The 16,607-nt window shown below is 72.2% G+C and carries 13 protein-coding genes; 8 read left to right on the forward strand and 5 right to left on the reverse strand.

Translation table 11 applies throughout. The features are described 5' to 3' along the window. The first annotated feature begins 158 nt into the window (after nt 1–158). Nucleotides 159–608 (forward strand): PTS sugar transporter subunit IIA, encoded by a 450-nt coding sequence (locus ACYQ8Q_RS08705; protein ID WP_460063316.1) that lies wholly within the window; start codon nt 159–161, stop codon nt 606–608. Between the two features lie 111 nt (nt 609–719). After that, the gene (gene ptsP, locus ACYQ8Q_RS08710) at nt 720–2,390 is read left to right on the forward strand and encodes a phosphoenolpyruvate--protein phosphotransferase (protein WP_460063317.1); all 1,671 of its coding nucleotides are present in this window, start codon (nt 720–722) and stop codon (nt 2,388–2,390) included. Nucleotides 2,391–2,497: 107 nt separating this feature from the next. Here the strand turns inward: ptsP and ACYQ8Q_RS08715 are convergent, their stop codons facing one another. Both ACYQ8Q_RS08715 and ACYQ8Q_RS08720 read right to left on the reverse strand, forming a co-directional pair. Further along, the gene (locus tag ACYQ8Q_RS08715) at nt 2,498–3,388 is read right to left on the reverse strand and encodes a hypothetical protein (protein WP_460063319.1); all 891 of its coding nucleotides are present in this window, start codon (nt 3,386–3,388) and stop codon (nt 2,498–2,500) included. Nucleotides 3,389–3,412: 24 nt separating this feature from the next. Next, complete coding sequence (locus ACYQ8Q_RS08720) at nt 3,413–4,621, reverse strand: MFS transporter (protein ID WP_460063321.1); 1,209 nt, start codon at nt 4,619–4,621, stop codon at nt 3,413–3,415. 112 nt (nt 4,622–4,733) lie between these two features. Here ACYQ8Q_RS08720 and ACYQ8Q_RS08725 point away from each other — a divergent pair, with 112 nt between their 5' ends. After that, entirely contained in the window at nt 4,734–6,053 is a 1,320-nt protein-coding gene (locus tag ACYQ8Q_RS08725; protein WP_460063323.1) for an aminotransferase class I/II-fold pyridoxal phosphate-dependent enzyme, read from the forward strand. Between the two features lie 30 nt (nt 6,054–6,083). Here the strand turns inward: ACYQ8Q_RS08725 and ACYQ8Q_RS08730 are convergent, their stop codons facing one another. After that, nucleotides 6,084–8,060, reverse strand: coding sequence for an acetoacetate--CoA ligase (locus tag ACYQ8Q_RS08730; RefSeq protein ID WP_460063325.1), 1,977 nt, complete (start codon nt 8,058–8,060; stop codon nt 6,084–6,086). 214 nt (nt 8,061–8,274) lie between these two features. Here ACYQ8Q_RS08730 and ACYQ8Q_RS08735 point away from each other — a divergent pair, with 214 nt between their 5' ends. Further along, entirely contained in the window at nt 8,275–10,635 is a 2,361-nt protein-coding gene (locus ACYQ8Q_RS08735; RefSeq protein ID WP_460063326.1) for a glycoside hydrolase family 31 protein, read from the forward strand. A 32-nt stretch (nt 10,636–10,667) separates the two neighbouring features. Here the strand turns inward: ACYQ8Q_RS08735 and ACYQ8Q_RS08740 are convergent, their stop codons facing one another. Both ACYQ8Q_RS08740 and ACYQ8Q_RS08745 read right to left on the reverse strand, forming a co-directional pair. Then, a complete protein-coding gene (locus ACYQ8Q_RS08740; RefSeq protein WP_460063328.1) occupies nt 10,668–11,204 on the reverse strand; it encodes an NUDIX domain-containing protein in 537 nt (178 codons plus the stop codon). Between the two features lie 47 nt (nt 11,205–11,251). Continuing rightward, a complete protein-coding gene (locus ACYQ8Q_RS08745; protein WP_460063329.1) occupies nt 11,252–12,061 on the reverse strand; it encodes a M15 family metallopeptidase in 810 nt (269 codons plus the stop codon). A gap of 97 nt (nt 12,062–12,158) precedes the next feature. On the opposite strand from ACYQ8Q_RS08745, the gene ACYQ8Q_RS08750 reads away from it, so the two are divergent. From ACYQ8Q_RS08750 to ACYQ8Q_RS08765, 4 genes are all read left to right on the forward strand, one after another. Further along, nucleotides 12,159–12,584, forward strand: coding sequence for a Zn-ribbon domain-containing OB-fold protein (locus ACYQ8Q_RS08750; RefSeq protein WP_460073220.1), 426 nt, complete (start codon nt 12,159–12,161; stop codon nt 12,582–12,584). Continuing rightward, nucleotides 12,581–13,771 carry a lipid-transfer protein gene (locus ACYQ8Q_RS08755; RefSeq protein ID WP_460063330.1) on the forward strand — a complete coding sequence of 397 codons (1,191 nt, stop codon included), beginning with the start codon at nt 12,581–12,583 and terminating at the stop codon, nt 13,769–13,771. Before ACYQ8Q_RS08750 ends, ACYQ8Q_RS08755 begins: the two co-directional genes overlap by 4 nt. Before the next feature lie 135 nt (nt 13,772–13,906). Then, a complete protein-coding gene (locus ACYQ8Q_RS08760; RefSeq protein ID WP_460063331.1) occupies nt 13,907–15,550 on the forward strand; it encodes an EAL domain-containing protein in 1,644 nt (547 codons plus the stop codon). Between the two features lie 298 nt (nt 15,551–15,848). Beyond that, the gene (locus tag ACYQ8Q_RS08765; protein ID WP_460063333.1) at nt 15,849–16,598 is read left to right on the forward strand and encodes an MIP/aquaporin family protein; all 750 of its coding nucleotides are present in this window, start codon (nt 15,849–15,851) and stop codon (nt 16,596–16,598) included. Nucleotides 16,599–16,607: the final 9 nt, after the last annotated feature.

Here is a 16,607-nt window from a genome sequence, read left to right on the forward strand (position 1 = left end):
GCCGCAGAGCGCGCGCAAATCCATTAGGCTGGTGGTCTAGACCACGGATCGGACTCTCGTGCGGAACCGGTACTTCATCTGACATACCCTGCTGCACAGTGCGCCGTCCGGGACAAGTAGTAACGGCCCTGTACATCTCCACCCCTGGGAGGCTTCCCATGACCACCGTGACGTCCCCTCTTGCAGGACGCGCCATCGGACTGGCCGCAGTGCCCGATCCGGTCTTCTCCGGAGCCATGGTCGGCCCCGGTACCGCGATCGACCCGGTGCGCGAACCCTCCGAGGCGGTGGCGCCCGTGGACGGGGTGATCGTCTCCCTCCACCCGCACGCGTTCGTCGTCGTCGACTCCGAGGGACACGGTGTGCTCACCCACCTCGGTATCGACACCGTGCAGCTCAACGGTGAGGGCTTCGATCTCCTTGTGAACAAGGGCGACACCGTGACCCGCGGTCAGGCCGTCGTGCGCTGGAACCCGGCGGCGGTCGAAGAGAGCGGGAAGTCCCCCGTGTGCCCCGTGGTGGCACTGGAGGCCACGGCCGAGGCCCTCGGCGAACTCCGCGAGGACGGCGACATGAAGGCCGGCGACCTTCTCTTTACCTGGCAGTGATGCCGCTCCCTATCGGGCAGTGATGCCGGCGCCGTCGTGCTGAACGGCACGACGGCACAGAGGACAACCAACGCGGCGGCGGGACCCGCCGCTCTATCGGAGACGGGTGAGATGGAGACAACGCTGCGAGGCGTCGGCGTGAGTCACGGTGTGGCGATCGGCGAGGTTCGGCACATGGGAACGGCGGTGCTCGAGCCGCCTGCCAAGCAGATACCGGCCGAGGAGGCGGAGCGCGAACAGGGGCGCGCCCGCCAGGCCGTGGAGGCGGTCGCCGCCGATCTGACGGCGCGCGGCAATCTGGCGGGCGGCGAGGCCCAGGCGGTGCTCGAGGCGCAGGCCATGATGGCCCAGGACCCCGAGCTGATGGTGGACGTGGAGCGGCGTATCGCCGTGGGCAGCACGGCCGAGCGTGCCGTGTACGACGCGTTCGCCGCGTACCGCGAGCTGCTGGCCGGAGCCGGTGAGTACCTCGCGGGTCGGGTGGCCGACCTCGACGATGTGCGGAACCGTATCGTCGCCCGTCTGCTGGGCGTCCCGATGCCGGGCGTCCCGGACAGCGACGAGCCGTACGTGCTGGTGGCCCGGGATCTGGCGCCGGCCGACACGGCGCTGCTCGACCCGACGCTGGTGCTCGGCTTCGTGACCGAGGAGGGCGGGCCGACCAGTCACAGCGCGATCCTGGCCCGCGCGCTCGGTGTGCCGGCGGTCGTGGCGCTGCCGGGCGCCGGTGAGCTGGCCGAGGGCACGATGATCGCGGTCGACGGCAGCACGGGCGAGATCTTCGTGCATCCGAGCGACGAGAAGAAGGCACAGCTGAGGGCCGCGGCCGCGGAGCGCAAGGCCGCGCTGGCGGGGTCCACCGGTCCCGGTGCGACCGCCGACGGCCACAAGGTGCCGCTGCTGGCCAACGTCGGTGGGCCGGCGGATGTACCGGCCGCCGTCGAGGCGGGGGCGGAGGGCATCGGTCTGTTCCGCACCGAGTTCCTCTTCCTCGACGACAGCAAGAACGCGCCCTCCGAGGAGAAGCAGGTCGAGGCCTATCGCCAGGTGCTCGAAGCCTTCCCCGAGGGACGGGTCGTCGTGCGGGTGCTGGACGCGGGCGCGGACAAGCCGCTGGACTTCCTGACCCCGGCCGACGAGCCGAACCCGGCACTGGGCGTGCGTGGTCTGCGCACCCTGCTGGATCACCCGGAGGTGCTGCGGACCCAGCTGACGGCGCTGGCGACGGCGGCCGAGGGGCTGCCGGTCCACCTCGAGGTGATGGCCCCCATGGTGGCGGACCGTGCCGACGCCAAGGCGTTCGCGGACGCGTGCCGCGAGGCCGGGCTGCGAGCGAAGTTCGGTGCCATGGTGGAGATCCCGTCCGCCGCGCTGCGGGCCCGTTCGATTCTGCGGGAGGTCGAGTTCCTGTCGCTGGGGACGAACGACCTCGCGCAGTACACCTTCGCCGCCGACCGGCAAGTGGGTGCGGTGTCCCGGCTGCAGGATCCGTGGCAGCCCGCGCTGCTCGACCTGGTCGCGCTGGCGGCCGAGGCGGCCGGGTCCGAGGGCAAGAGCTGTGGTGTGTGCGGTGAGGCGGCGTCCGACCCGCTGCTCGCCTGTGTGCTGACCGGTCTGGGCGTCACCTCTCTTTCCATGGGTGCGGCGTCGATTCCTTATGTGCGGGCGACTCTGGCGAAGTACACGCTCGCGCAGTGCGAGCGGGCCGCTGCTGCGGCGCGGGCGACGGACAGTGCCGAGGAGGCGCGGAGCGCGGCGCAGGCCGTGCTGTCCGGGGAGTAGACGCTCGGGCCGGCCTCCGGTCGGTGGGCAGGGGCGCGCCGCTTTCGAGTGGGGCGCCCCTTCTCGTTCTTGTTCTTCCTGTCGGCTGGGCTTGTCCGGGTGTCGGTTCAGTGGTGGTGGTCGGGCCGGGGGTCCTCGTCCAGTTCCGGTGGGACGCTGTAGTCGACTCCGGACTCGGGGGCGATGAGGTCGCCGGATTCGGCGTCGGTGCAGTAGGCGTCGAAGACCTCGCCCGCGGTCAGAGGTTCGAGGCCGTCGCCGCGCATGCGCCAGCCGTAGACCCGGTCGGGGCCGCCGGGTGCGCTTGTGCGCATGACGAGTCCGCCGGGGCCGCGGGTGGCGAGGCCGAGGGCGAGGACGGTGGTGAACTCCAGGGCTTCGGCCTCGTCGACCTGTGTCGCGCTGTCGGTCTCGTCGTCGGCGTGGAGGACGGCGACGAGGGTTTCGGGTGTTCCCGTGACGCTGCAGACGAGGTGCCGGTCGCCGGGCGGTGCGGTGTCGAGGATGCGGACGACGAGGTCGGATGCGTGCTGGAAGGCGGCGCGGCCGATGTCCTCGCCGCAGGTGGCGCAGGCTCCCAGGCGGGCGAGCAGGGTGGCGGCGTACTCCCAGGTGGCCTGGCGTACGGCTTCGTCGACCAGGGCGGGGAGCAGGTCGGCGAGGGGCTGGCCGTCGTACGGGAGGGTGGGGCCGGTGGTGGCGAGCTGGGCCGTGAAGCGGCTGCGGCTGGCGGGGAGGTCGGGGTCGAGGTTGCCTGCGGTGCAGTAGTCGGCGTATTCCTGCGGGTCGAAGAGGGCGACGGTGGTGTGGGTGCCTTGCAGGGCGCGGACCCTGAGAAGGTCTTCGACCTGGCGGAGGTAGGTGGTGTGGTCGTCGAAGGTGAAGCTGCGGTAGCGCTTCATGGCTCGGAAGTCGTGTTCGTCCGTGAGCAGGCCGATGGTGCCGGCGATTTCGCGGCGCAGGACGCGGCGCATGAGCTGGCGGTCGGTGAGTGCCATGGTTCCCCCTGGGTGCACGGTCGATCAATGCTCACTCACAGTAACCGGCGCCACTGACAACGGCTCTCGCGTGAGCCGTTCGCGGACCAGTCGATGCTGGATTGCGCAGGTCAGGGCGATGGTGGTGCCGAAGGTGAGCCAGCCGAGGGGGCCGGTGGCGATGGCGGCGGTGACGGCGAGTGGTCCGATGCTGCGCTGGGCGGACTGGGCCAGGCCATGGACTCCGAGGTAGGCGCCCTGGGCGGTGTCGGGTGCCAGGGCGACGGAGAGTTCCCAGGAGATCGTGGCGTGGAGGATCTCGGCCAGGGTGAAGAGGGCGGCCGCGGCGGTGAGGCACAGGGTGGTGGTGACGGTTCCGCCGGTCACCGAGACGGCCATGGCGATGCCGGCGAGGACGAAGGCCGCCGAGAGCGGGGCGAGGAGGCGGCGGGCGGCGGCCGTGGTGGCGCCGAAGCGGGCCAGGGGGACCTGGAGGGCCACGACCATCAGGTTGTTGAGGACCATCAGCAGCGGGGCCAGGCCGTGGGGTGCGGTGCTGGTGTGGGCGATCCAGAGGGGCAGGCCGACCTTGAAGACGGCGTCGTCGAGGAAGAGGACGGTGTCGGTGGCCACGTAGGCGAGGTAGGTGCGGTCGCGCCACGGGCTGGTGGGTGCGGCGGTGGGCCTCGGGTCCGTGGAGGTGGTCACCGTGCGGGTGTTCGAGTGGGGTTCGCCGATGCGGAGGGTGAGCAGGGCGCAGGCGAGGAAGGAGAGGGCGTCGCCTGCGAGAAGCCAGTGGTAGGCGGCCGTGGTGCCGAGCGCCAGTGCGGCCGCGGCGGCGAGGCCGCCGAGGGCCCAGCCGGCGTTGGCGACGGTGCGTTGGAGTGCCTGGTAGCGGACGCGGTCGGGGCCGGCGACGCGGGTGGCGTAGAGCTTGGTGAGGACGTTGGCGGCGCGGTCGCCGAGGCTGCCGAGGGAGCAGTAGGCGACGAGGAGCGCGTAGTGGTCGGTGGTCAGCAGGGCGAAGGAGGCGAGGGCGCGCAGCAGTTGGACGGTGACGAGGACGCGGGTGACCGGGAAGCGGTCCGCCAGGCGTCCGCCGAGCGGGGATCCGGCGATTCCGGCGGCTCCGGCCACGGCGACGAGGGTGCCGACCTGGGCGACGGAGAGGCCTGAGACGTAGGTGAAGTACAGGACGCTGACGGATGCCCACAGTCCGCTGCCGACGCGGTCGACGAGGGCGATGGTCAGCATGCGGCGTCCGTCGCGTCCTCCGGGTGTGCTGCGGGTCCAGGTGACTGCGCGGTGGATCGGTCGCACGGGCTCCCCCTTGCCTGGAATTATGTATTGATACATACTTGGCAATGTGGCAACACAATATGGGATCAGTGGTACGACGGCCAAGGGGATTGCCGCGTCCGTCGAACGGGGCGTGACCGAAGGCGCGTTGGGGCCGGGGGCCGCACTGCCTCCGGTGCGGCGGCTGGCGGACGAGCTCGGGGTCAGCCCCGGGACGGTCGCCACGGCCTACAAGGAGCTGCGGCGGCGGGGCATCGTCGTCACACGCGGGCGGGGCGGCACGGTGGTCGCGCCGGTTCCCGCCGTTGCCTCACGCAGACCGCCGAAGGTGCCGGAGGGGCTGCACGACCTGGCAGGCGGGCATCCCGATCCGAAGCTGCTGCCCGCGCTGGTGCCGCCCACGCGCCTGTCCCCCGGCGCCCGTTCGCACCGTGCGACCCCCCGGCTGGAGCGGCTGGAGGAGGCCGTACGGGACTGGCTGCGACCCGACGGCGTACCAGTGGAGCAGGTGACGTTCGCGCACGGCGCGCTGGATCTGGTCGACCGGCTGCTGTCCGTGGAGCTCCGGCCCGGGGACGCCGTGGCCATGGAGGATCCCGGATATCACCATCTTCTGGATCTGGTCACGGCCCTGGGACTGCGGATCGTGCCGGTCGCCGTGGACGACCAGGGGTTGCGTCCGGAGGCGCTCCGGACCGCCGTACGGGCGGGGGTGCGCGCGCTGGTGTGCAGTCCCCGGGCCCAGAACCCCTATGGGGGTTGTTTCTCCGAGGCGCGCCGGGACGAGCTCGTCGAGGTGTTGCGGGGCGAGCCGGATCTGCTGGTCGTCGAGAACGACCACGCCTCGGCGGTCGCGGACGCGCCGCTGTGGTCGCTGACGTCGGGCGGGCTGTCGCGCTGGGTGCATGTGCGGACGGTGAGCAAGTTCCTCGGGACCGACCTGCGGTGGGCGGCGGCGGCCTGTGATCCGACCACGCTGGCCCGGCACGACGGGCGGCTGCTGCTGACGTCCGGGTGGGTCAGCCATCTCCTGCAGGAGACGGTGTACGGGCTGCTGACCGATGACGGCACGCGCGCGTTGGTGAACCGCGCGCGGGAGACGTACGCCCGGCGCAGGGCGGCGCTGCTGCGGGAGCTGGCGGCCCGTGGCATCGCGGCGCACGGTGCGAGCGGGATGAACCTGTGGGTACCGGTGCGGGACGAGTCGGCCGTGGTGAACGGGTTGCGGTCGCAGGGCTGGTGGGTGGCGGCGGGAGCCCGGTTCCGGCTGGCGTCGGAGCCGGGGGTGCGGATCTCCGTGGCCGAGCTGGAACCGGCCGACGCGGTACGGCTGGCCTCGGACTTCGCCGCGGTGCTGGGCGAGTCCGCGGCCACCTACGGTGGCTGAGCGGCGCGCGGGGACGACCTACCGCGTGTGTCAGGCCTTCTTGCGGGCGAGTTCCTCGTAGAAGTGGAGCAGTTCCAGGTTGTCGATGGAGCCCGGGTTGACCGCCTTCTCCAAGGGTGTGCCCTGGAGGAGACGTTTGACGGGCACCTCGATGCGCTTGCCCGTGAGGGTGTGCGGGACACCGGGCACCTCGATGACCTCGTCGGGGACATGGCGCGGCGACAGCTGCTCACGGATGGCCTGCTTGATGCGGCCGAGCAGGGCGTCGTCGAGGACGGCTCCGGGGGCGAGGTGGACGAAGAGGGGCATCCAGTAGCCGCCGTCGGGCTGTTCGATGCCGATGACCAGGGATTCCTTGATCTCGGGGAGCCGCTCGACGACCTCGTAGATGTCGGCGGAGCCCATACGGACGCCCTGGCGGTTGAGCGTGGAGTCGGAACGGCCGTGGATGACGACGGAGCCGCGTGAGGTGACGGTGATCCAGTCACCGTGCCGCCAGACGCCGGGGTAGGTGTCGAAGTAGCTGTCGTGGTAGCGGCTGCCGTCGGGGTCGTTCCAGAAGTGGACCGGCATGGAGGGCATGGGGTTGGTGACGACGAGTTCGCCGACCTCGTCCACGACGGGGTGGCCGTCCGGGTCCCACGACTGGAGGTCGGTGCCGAGGCCGGGCGCCTGGAGCTCACCGATGTACACGGGGAGGGTCGGTACGGCGCCGGCGAAGCAGGAGCACACATCGGTGCCGCCGCTGACGGAGGCGATCCACAGGTCCGCCCCGCTTTCCGCGAACTCGTCGTGCAGCCAGCGGAAACCGTCGGGCGGGAGGGGGGAGCCGGTGGTGGCCACGCACTGGATCCTGGAGAGGTCGAAGTCGCGGGCCGGGTGCACCTCCGCCTTGCGGCAGGCCATGACGTACGCCGCCGAGGTGCCGTACAGGGTGGCTCCCGTGCGTGCGGCGATGCGCCACTGTGCGCCGGTGTCGGGGAAGCCGGGGCTGCCGTCGTAGAGGACGACCGTCGTGCCCGTGAGGAGGCCGGAGACGAGGAAGTTCCACATCATCCAGCCGGTCGAGGTGTACCAGAAGAAACGGTCCTCGGGGCCGAGGTCGCAGTGCAGGCCGAGCTGCTTGAGGTGTTCGACCAGGATGCCGCCCTGGGACTGGACGATGGCCTTGGGCAGGCCGGTCGTACCGGAGGAGTACAGAACCCACAGGGGGTGGGCGAAGGGGACCTGTTCGAAGACGGGTTCCTCGTCACCGGCCGTGAGCGCCGCCCAGTCCAGGGCTCCCTCGGGGGCCTCGGTACCGAGCAGCGGGATGTGGACGACGGCGCGCAGGCTGGGCAGCTCGCGGCGCAGTTCGGCGACGGCGTCGCGGCGGTCGTGTTCCTTGCCGCCGTATCGGTAGCCGTCGACGGTGAACAGGACGACGGGTTCGACCTGCTGGAAGCGGTCGAGGACGCTGCGGGCGCCGAAGTCGGGGGCGCAGGACGTCCAGACCCCGCCCGCGGCGGCGGTGGCGAGGAGGGCGACGACGGCCTGCGGGATGTTCGGGAGGTAGCCGCTGACCCGGTCCCCCGGGCGCACGCCGAGCTCGCGCAGGCGGGCGGCCAGCGCGCCGACCTGGCGGCGCAGCTCCGACCAGGTCACCGGCTGTGGTTCATGAGACTCGTCGACATACAGCAGGGCCGGTTCGTCCGGGCGGGTGGCGGCGGCACGCAGGGCGTGCTCGGCGTAGTTCAGCGTGGCCCCGGGGAACCAGGCCGCACCCGGCATGGAGCGGTCGCCCAGCACGCGCGCGTAGGGCGTCGAGAACCGTACGTCGAACCATTGCGTGACGGCCGTCCAGAACGGCTCCAGCGCGTCCACGGACCAGCGGTGCAGAGCCGGGTACCCGCCGTCCGCGGGGGCTCCGTGGTACTCGGCCGCCCAGGCCTGGAACCTGGTGACCTGGGCTTTCGCGATGCGCTGCGGATCTGGCCGCCAGAGCGGCTCGGGCTTCACGGTCGGCATGGGGGCGGCTCCCGGACTGTGGCGCGTCGTATGCGTCGTCCGCGCACGTGCGGGGTGTGCGCGTGACGCGGCTGACAGGGACGATGCCATGTGATCGACTTCTGCACCAGGGTGTGCCCCACACAGTCCGTGTCGTGAAGATGTGGTCCCGACATGGGTGAACGGCAGTTGAACGACACGCGCGTGTGGAGCGGTCAGTGGCAGGGTGAACAGCATGGACGGTCGTGACCTGGTGCGTTCGATGAAGACGGTGGGTTCCGCCGGGGCCGCCCGGGGGCTCCGTACGGTACGGGCCGCCTGGCGCCGGCGGCGCGCCGACGCCACCGGGTTGCCGGCGCGGGGTGCCGAGCGTGCCCGGGTGCCGGGGCCGGTGCAGGACGTGGAGCCGGGGCCCGGCGGCGGCACGATCCGGTTCAGCCGCTCGGACCTGCGGATCTTCGTGGCGGTGAACGGGGCGGTCTTCTGGGGCTGGGACGGGGCCGAGCCGGAGCCGTCGTACGCGCTGGCAGGGCGGTGCCCGGAGCCCGATCCGCGGGCGGTGCTGGAGCCGGACAAGGACGGCGGCTGGCGGGTGGTGGCCGAGCGGGTGACGGTGGTGGTCTCGCGGCACGGTGCGGTCGAGGTGTGCACCCCGGGCGGGGTGACGTTGCGGCGTGATCTGCCGCCGCGCTGGTGGGAGCCGAGGGACGGCGGTCCGGCGCGCTGGATGCAGCGGTCGGAGGTGGCGGCGGACGCGCGCTTCTTCGGGCTGGGCGGGCGGGCGTCGGGGCCCCGGCTGCGGGGCGGGACGTACCGGCTGTGGAACACGGATCCCGGACACGCGTTCGGCCGCGAGGACGATCCGCTGTATCTGACGATGCCGGTGCAGTTGGTGGTGTCCGACGCGGCGACGCATCTGGTGTTCCACGACTCCTCCTGGGACGGCACGGTGACCCTGCGGGAGGGCGAGGAGGGGGCCGGGTCGGGGCACGACCGGCCGGGTTCGAGCGAGCTGCGGATGGAGGGCGGCCCGTTGCGGTGCTGGGTCGTGGTGGGCACCCCCGCGCGCGTGCTGCTCGCCTGGGCCTCGCTCACGGGGGCTCCGGCGCTGCCTCCGGCGTGGGCGCTGGGGCACCATCACGCGCGCTGGGGCTTCGGCAGCGAGCAGGAGGTGCGGCGGATCGTCGCGGGCTATCACGAGCACGGTCTGCCGCTGGACGCCGTCCATCTCGACATCGACCACTACGACGACCATCAGGTGTTCACCGTCGACCAGGACCGCTTCCCCAAGCTGCCGGTGCTCGCCGAGGAGCTGCGGCGGGACGGCATCCGGCTGGTGTCGATCGTCGACCCGGCGGTCAGGGCCGAGCCGGGCAACGCCGTGTACGACAGCGGGCTCGCCGAGGACGCGTTCGTCAAGGACGCCGCGGGGCGGCTCGTCGAGGGCGTGGTGTGGCCGGGTGAAACGGTGTTCCCGGACTTCACGCACGCGCGTGTGCGGCGCTGGTGGGGAGGGCTGTACGCGGAGCGCGTCGGGCAGGGCTTCGCCGGCTTCTGGCACGACATGAACGAACCGACGTCGTTCACGGCCTTCGGTGAGCCGACGCTCCCGCGGTCGGCGCGGCACGCGCTGGACGGGCGGGAGGGCGATCACCGGGAGGCCCACAACGTCTATGCGCTATGCATGGCCAGGGCGGCGTACGAAGGGCTGCGGGAGCTGCTGCCCGAGGAGCGGCCGTTCCTGTTCTCGCGCTCCGGCTGGGCGGGCCTGCAGCGCTACGGCGGGACCTGGTCGGGGGACGTCGCCACGGGCTGGCCGGGGCTGCGGGCGTCGCTGTCGCTGGTGATGGGGCTCGGGCTGTGCGGGGTGCCGTACTCGGGGCCGGACGTGGGGGGCTTCGACGGGAGCCCGTCGCCGGAGTTGTATCTGCGGTGGTTCCAACTGGGCGCGTATCTGCCGTTGTTCCGGACGCACGCGAGCCTGCGGGCGGGTCGCCGTGAGCCGTGGGAGTTCGGTCCGGAGGTGCTGGAGCACGCGCGCGTCGCGCTCGTCGAACGTCGGCGGCTGCTGCCGTACTTCATGACGCTGGCGCATCTGGCCCGGCGCACCGGGGCTCCCTATGTGCGCCCGGTGTGGTGGGGCGCGCCCGAGGACCGGGCGTTGCGGGACTGCGAGGACGCCTTTCTGCTGGGGGACAGCCTGCTGGTGGCGCCGGTGCTGGATCCGGGTGCCGAGCGGCGCGCGGTGCAGCTGCCGAGGGGGGTCTGGTACGACACGGCGACCGGCCGGCGGCACCGGGGACCGGGGCAGGTGCTCGTGGACGCGCCGCTGTCGCGGATCCCGGTGTTCGCGCGCGCGGGTGCCGTCATACCGGTGCGCGGGGACGACGGGGGGCTGGAGCTGGAGGTGTGGACACCGGCCCGGGGACGGACCGGTGGCGGCCTGGTGGTGCGGGACGCGGGCGACGGCTGGGACGAGCCCGAGGTCGAGCGGTACGTCGCCCGGTGGGAGGGCCGGCAGGTCGTCGTCGAGCGGGAGGACGAGGACGGCCTGCACGCGCCGTCCCACCCCGTGCGGGTCCGTGGGCTCTCATAGCCCCCGCGGCGCCTGAGGGGCGTGCGGCGCGCTCAGATGTAGCGGCCCTCGAAGAACGCCCGTACCGCGTGCGTGTGCAGCGGGAAGGCGAGTTCCTCGGGCCCGCGCAGGACGTGCCAGCCCTCCGTCTCGTCGGTGGCCGCCGACTCCGGCAGGCGGTCGGCGGGGCACTCGGGGAGGAGTCCGAACAGCAGGAGGTGGCCGTCGGGCGAGCTCATGGCGTCGGCGAGGCGGACGTCGCGGCTCGCGGCGTCGATGCCGGTCTCCTCCCTGAGTTCGCGGACGACGGCCTGCCGCCAGTCCTCGCGGTGGTCGATGAAGCCGCCGGGCAGGGCGACTCCCCCGCGCGCGGGGGCGATGGTTCGGGTGATGACGACCAGACCGGTGCCCGCCGTGTCGTACACGGGCTGGAGGGCGACGGCCACCGGCAGCGGGTTGCGGTAGGCGATGGTGGCGCAGGCCGGGCAGGTGCGGGGCCAGCCGGTGACGCCCTCCCCGTAGGGCGCTCCGCAGCTCGAACAGTGGGAGTCGCGCGCGGAGTTCGCATGGGAGTGCAGAGATTCGGACACGCGGCGGAGCGTATCCGATCTTGGGGAGGGCGTCGTGCGCGTGTGGCTCAGTCCGCGGTGGTGAGAGACGCGGTGGAGACGGGGAAGTCGAAGTAGGTGTCCGGGTAGGGCTCGGGCTTGAAGGTGTAGTGCCACCATTCCTCGGCGAGGTTCACGAAGTCGAGGTCTTCCAGGGTGTTCTTGAGGAGCAGCCGGTTGGCGAGCTGCCGGCCCTGGATGCGCGGGTCCAGGGTGTGGGCGAGGGTGTCGAAGCAGTCGTAGCCCGTGCCCATGTCGACGGAGTTGTCCGGGAAGCGCTCCTCCTGGGGCGCGTGGCAGGGCACGAGGGTCTCACCGGGTACGTAGGGCCTGGTCACGAGGGCCGGGAGCTGCACGATGGTGAGGTCCATGGTGGAGCCGCGGCTGTGGCCGGACTTCTCCGCGATGTAGCCGTCCTCGAAGAGCCGGGTCTTGTCGACGTCCGGGTAGAACTCCCCCTTCATGGCCTGGTCGTCGAGGTCCTCGGCCCAGCGGACGAAGTGGTCCACGGCGCGTTGGGGCCGGTAGCAGTCGTACACCTTGAGCGAGTAGCCCTGGCGGAGCAGCCGGCTCTGTGCGCGGTGGAGGGCTTCGGCCGCCGGGCGGGTGAGGATGCAGATCGGCTGCTGGTAGCCGTCGACGGGTGCTCCGACGAAGTTGTGCGGGGTGAAGTAGCGGATGTCCTGAAGGATCGTCGGGTCCACGGTGGAGAGAGCCACGAAGTCCGCGGGGGCCCGGTCGTCGGTGGACGCACGCGCGGTGGCGGACGCGGCGGTCACCGTCAGGAGGGCGACGAGGACGGCGACAAGGCCGCGGACTGCGCTGGAGGGGCGTGTCATGCCCTCACCCTGCCCAAGGCTCGGCACCCGTGCCAAAATTCTGATTGTCCGTCAGATTGCTTGCGGAGGAGGAACGTTGCCGCATACACGCACACCTGTGGTCGCCGGGTGGTTCACCGGCGACGGGGACGACTTCCGGCTGCTCGGGACCTGTTGTTCGGCCTGCCGCTCGGTCTTCTTCCCCCGCGAGGACACGCACTGCCGCAACCCTGGATGCCTCGGCGGGGATCTGGCGGAGGTCCCGCTGTCGCGGCGGGGACGCGTCTGGTCGTACACGGACAGCCGCTACCGGCCTCCGTCACCCTATGTGACCGACCCGGAACTTTCGTGGGAGCCGTACGCGTTGATCGCTGTGGAGCTGGAGTCCGAGCGGCTCGTGGTGCTGGGACAGGCGGTTCCCGGGGTCACCGTCGCGGATCTGGCGGTGGGCATGGAGGTGGAGGTCGTCCAGGGCGTGCTGAGCGAGGACGCGGAGACGACCTGGACGACGTGGCAGTGGCGGCCGACGGGGGTGGCGGGATGACGGCAGACGTGGCGGTGCTGGGCGCCGGGATGCATCCGTGGGGCAAGTGGGGGCGCGGCTTCGTGGAGTACGGCGTGGCGGCCGCGCGGGCGGCTCTGGCCGACGCCGGTCTTCACTGGCGCGACGTCGGCGCGGTCGTCGGCGCGGACACGGTGCGCGGCGGCTACCCGGGGTATGTCGCCGGGGCGACGTTCGCCAAGGCCCTGGGCTGGCAGGGCGCGCGCGTGACGAGTGTGTACGCGGCGTGCGCGTCGGGTGCGCAGGCGATCGACGCGGCGCGGGCGCGGATCCTCGCGGGTCTGACGGACGTGGCGCTCGTGGTGGGGGCCGACGCGGCGCCGAAGGGCTTCTTCCGGCCCGCGGGCGGGGACCGGCCGGACGACCCTGACTGGCTGCGGTTCCGGGTCCTCGGCGCCACCAATCCGACGTACTTCGGGCTGTACGCACGCCGGCGCATGGCCGTGCACGGGGACACCCCGGAGGACTTCGCCCAGGTGAAGGTGAAGAACGCCGCCATGGGGGCGCTGAACCCGTATGCGCGCTACCGCAAGCGGGTCACCGCCGAGGAGGTCGCCGCCTCGGCGGTGGTCGCCGATCCGCTGCGGCTGCTGGACATCTGTGCCACCTCGGACGGCGGGGCCGCCCTGGTCCTGTCGAGCATGGAGTTCGCGCGCCGGCACGGTGCGGCGGAGCCGGTGCGGATCCGGGCCGTGTCCACCGTGACGCCCCGTTATCCCAGCGCCGTTCTGGATCTGCCGGACATCGCGACCGACTCCGCGGTCGCGGTGGATCCCCCGGACGAGCCGTTCCGCGCGTCGATCGCCCGCGCGGCCTACGAGGAAGCGGGCATCGGGCCCGAGGATCTGTCGCTGGCTGAGGTCTACGACCTGTCCACCGCCCTGGAGTTGCAGTGGTACGAGGATCTCGGCCTCTGTGGTGAGGGCGAGGGCGCCAAGCTGCTGCGCGAGGGGGCGACGGCGCCGGGCGGTCGCATACCGGTGAACACCAGCGGGGGGCTCGCCTCGTTCGGGGAGGCGGTGCCGGCGCAGGCGATCGCCCAGGTGTGCGAGCTGACCTGGCAGTTGCGGGGGCAGGCGGGAGAGCGTCAGATCCCACACGCGCGCGTGGGCGTCACGGCGAACCAGGGGCTGTTCGGGCACGGGTCGGCGGTGCTCGCGGTGCGGTGAGGAACGGTCGGGGCCGGGATGCGCGACGCGGGCTCGTCGGCCGGGCGCGGACACCGGCCGCGAGAGGCCCGGAAACGTGCGTGAACGTCTCGTGAACTGGGCCTGGGCGTCCGCCGCCGACGCCATCATGCTCCCGTGCAGTCCTGGACGGATACTCTGCGCTTCGCGTTCCAGCCGGTGGTCAATCTGATCACGGGAGGGGTGGCGGGGCTGGAGATACTCGCTCGCCCGGAGTCCGGCGACATTCTCGCGGAGGCCCGGCGGGACCCCGAACTCGACGGCCGGCTCGCCGTGGCGGCGGTCCGCGCGGCGGCGCGCAGGGAGACGCTGCTGCCGTTGCACGTCAACGTGTTCGCCGGGACCCTGGCCGACCTCGGCGGGCTCAGCCCGCTGCACGACGCGGTGCGTGCGGTGGGGCGGCTGCCGTGGGAGGTCACCGTCGACGTCGTGCCGCCGTACACGCATGTGCCGCAGCGGGCGCTCCTCGAGGCGGTGGGGGCGCTGCGGGAGCAGGGCTTCCGGATCAGCGCGGACGGGGTCGGGGACGGGGACGTACCTCTGCGGCTGCTCGTCGACCTGGCACCGGACCTGGTGAAGCTGGATCCTTCCCTGCTCGCGCGGCCCTCGGCGGTGCGGGCGATGCGGATGTGGTGCGAGGAGACGGGTGCGCTGCTGGGTGTGGAGGGGGTGGAGACCGAACTGCAGTGTGCAACGGCACTGTCGGCGGGTGCGCAACTGGCGCAGGGCGTGCTGTTCGCGCCGCCGGCCCGGCTGCCGGTCGCCGAGGTGTACATCCCGCCGCGGAGTCCCGGCTCGCCGCCGGTGCCGTGGTCGGGGCCGTCGGTGCGGGAGTTCGTACGGCCGGCCGCGCTGCTGCCCGCCGTCGCCTCCGCGGGGCAGGTGCGGGCGCTGCTGACCGGTTCGCCGGAGGTCTCCGGGGTGCTCCTCGTCGACCGGGCGGGCGCCCCGGTCCGTTCGGTGCACCGGTCGCGTTTCCTGCTGTCGTTGTCGGGGCGCTACGGCCATGCCCTGTACGCCGACCGGCCCGCGGCCAAACTGGGCGACCCGCCGAGGACGGTGGGCATCGACGCCACGGCGTGGGAGGTGCTGGACGTGGTCGCGGTCGGCGACCGGGACCGTACCTCGGACGATGTGGCGGTCGTCGACCGGCTCGGGCGGTGCGTGGGCGTCGTACGGCTGGCGGATCTCGTACGGGTGCTGGCCGAGAGCCGGGTCGAGGAGGCGGTGGGGCTCAATCCGCTGACCCGGCTGCCGGGTTCGGACGCGATCACCTCGGAGGCGGACCGGCGGATCGCGGAGGGCCGGGGGTTCGCGCTGAGCTGGCTGGACGTGGACCGCTTCAAGCAGGTGAACGACGGGGCGGGCTTCGCGGCGGGCGACGAGCTGATCCGGTCGGTGGGAAGGGCGTTGCAGGTCGCGGCGTCCGGCAGCACCCGGGTGGGGCACATCGGCGGGGACGACTTCCTGGTGCTGGCCGATCCGGAGGAGTTGGAGCTGCTGGCGGTGTCCGTGCTGGACACCCCGTGGTCGGCGGGCGGGCGTCCGGTCACGCTGTCGCTGGCCACGGTCCTGTGCCCGCCGGGCAGCGTGGCCGACCACCGGCAGGCGGCCGCGTGTCTGGCGCCGCTGAAGAAGGCCGCGAAGTCGCTGCGCGGGGCGAGTTGGGTGGTGGGGCGGGCGGGGTTCCCCGGGCACGAGGTGCGGCGGGGGTCGCCGGTGGCCACGGAGGCGGTGGGGGTGGAGCCGGGCACGGGATGAGCGGAGCGTCGCGATGACCAACCATTGCCGTCCGCCTCCTTGACGCTCCCTGGGCGCCGGTGAACACTTCCCGGTGTCAGCCGACATCGCCGTACATTCTCGGCGTATCCAGGCACGCGCCACGCGGACTTCCTTCTCCGCGGCCCTCTCCCCCAGGGCGATTCGGCTCTGACGGCACGCTCGTCGCGGACGCCGGGCGGGGCGCGGGAACCCCCTGCCATGGCCGAAGCAGCCACGCGCACCGCACCCTGCACAGCGCACCGGGGCCGATCGCCCCGGGCCGGGCCCAGGAGCCGCCATGAGCAACGGAGACATATTCGTCGGCGAGGTCATCGGTACCGCGATCCTCATCCTGTTCGGCGCGGGGGTCTGCGCCGCCGTCACCCTCAGACATTCCAAGGCGCGGGCGTCGGGGTGGGTGGTGATCGCCTTCGGCTGGGGGTTCGGTGTGCTGGCGGGGGCGTACACCGCCGCGCCGCTCTCGGGCGGGCAGCTCAACCCGGCCGTGACCATCGGTATCGCCGTCGACACGGGCAAGTGGGACAAGGTCTGGGTCTATCTGCTGGGGCAGATGGTCGGGGCGATGCTCGGTGCCGTCCTGGCGTATCTGGTGTATCTCGCGCAGTTCCAGGCCAACGTACGGCAGCCGGGCGCCGCGGAGGACGCGGCCGAGGAGCCGACGCCGACGCTGGGCATCTTCTCCACCATCCCGGAGATCCGGAACCCCGTCGCCAACCTGATCACGGAGATCATCGCGACGATGGCGCTCGTCCTGCCAATCCTTGCCTTCGGTCTGACGAAGGGTCTGGGCGAGTCGGGCACGCTCGTGCTCATCGTGTCGCTGCTCGTCGTCGGCATCGGGCTCTCCCTGGGCGGGCCGACCGGCTATGCCATCAACCCGGCGCGCGACCTGGGCCCACGGATCGTGCACACCTTCCTGCCGATCCCGAACAAGGGCACCTCCGACTGGGGTTACGCCTGGATCCCCGTCGTCGGCCCACTGGTCGGCGGGGTGCTCGCGGGTCTCCTCTACCACCTGGCCTTCTGATCGGACTTC

The sequence above is a fragment of the Streptomyces sp. YKOK-I1 genome (assembly GCF_054660435.1).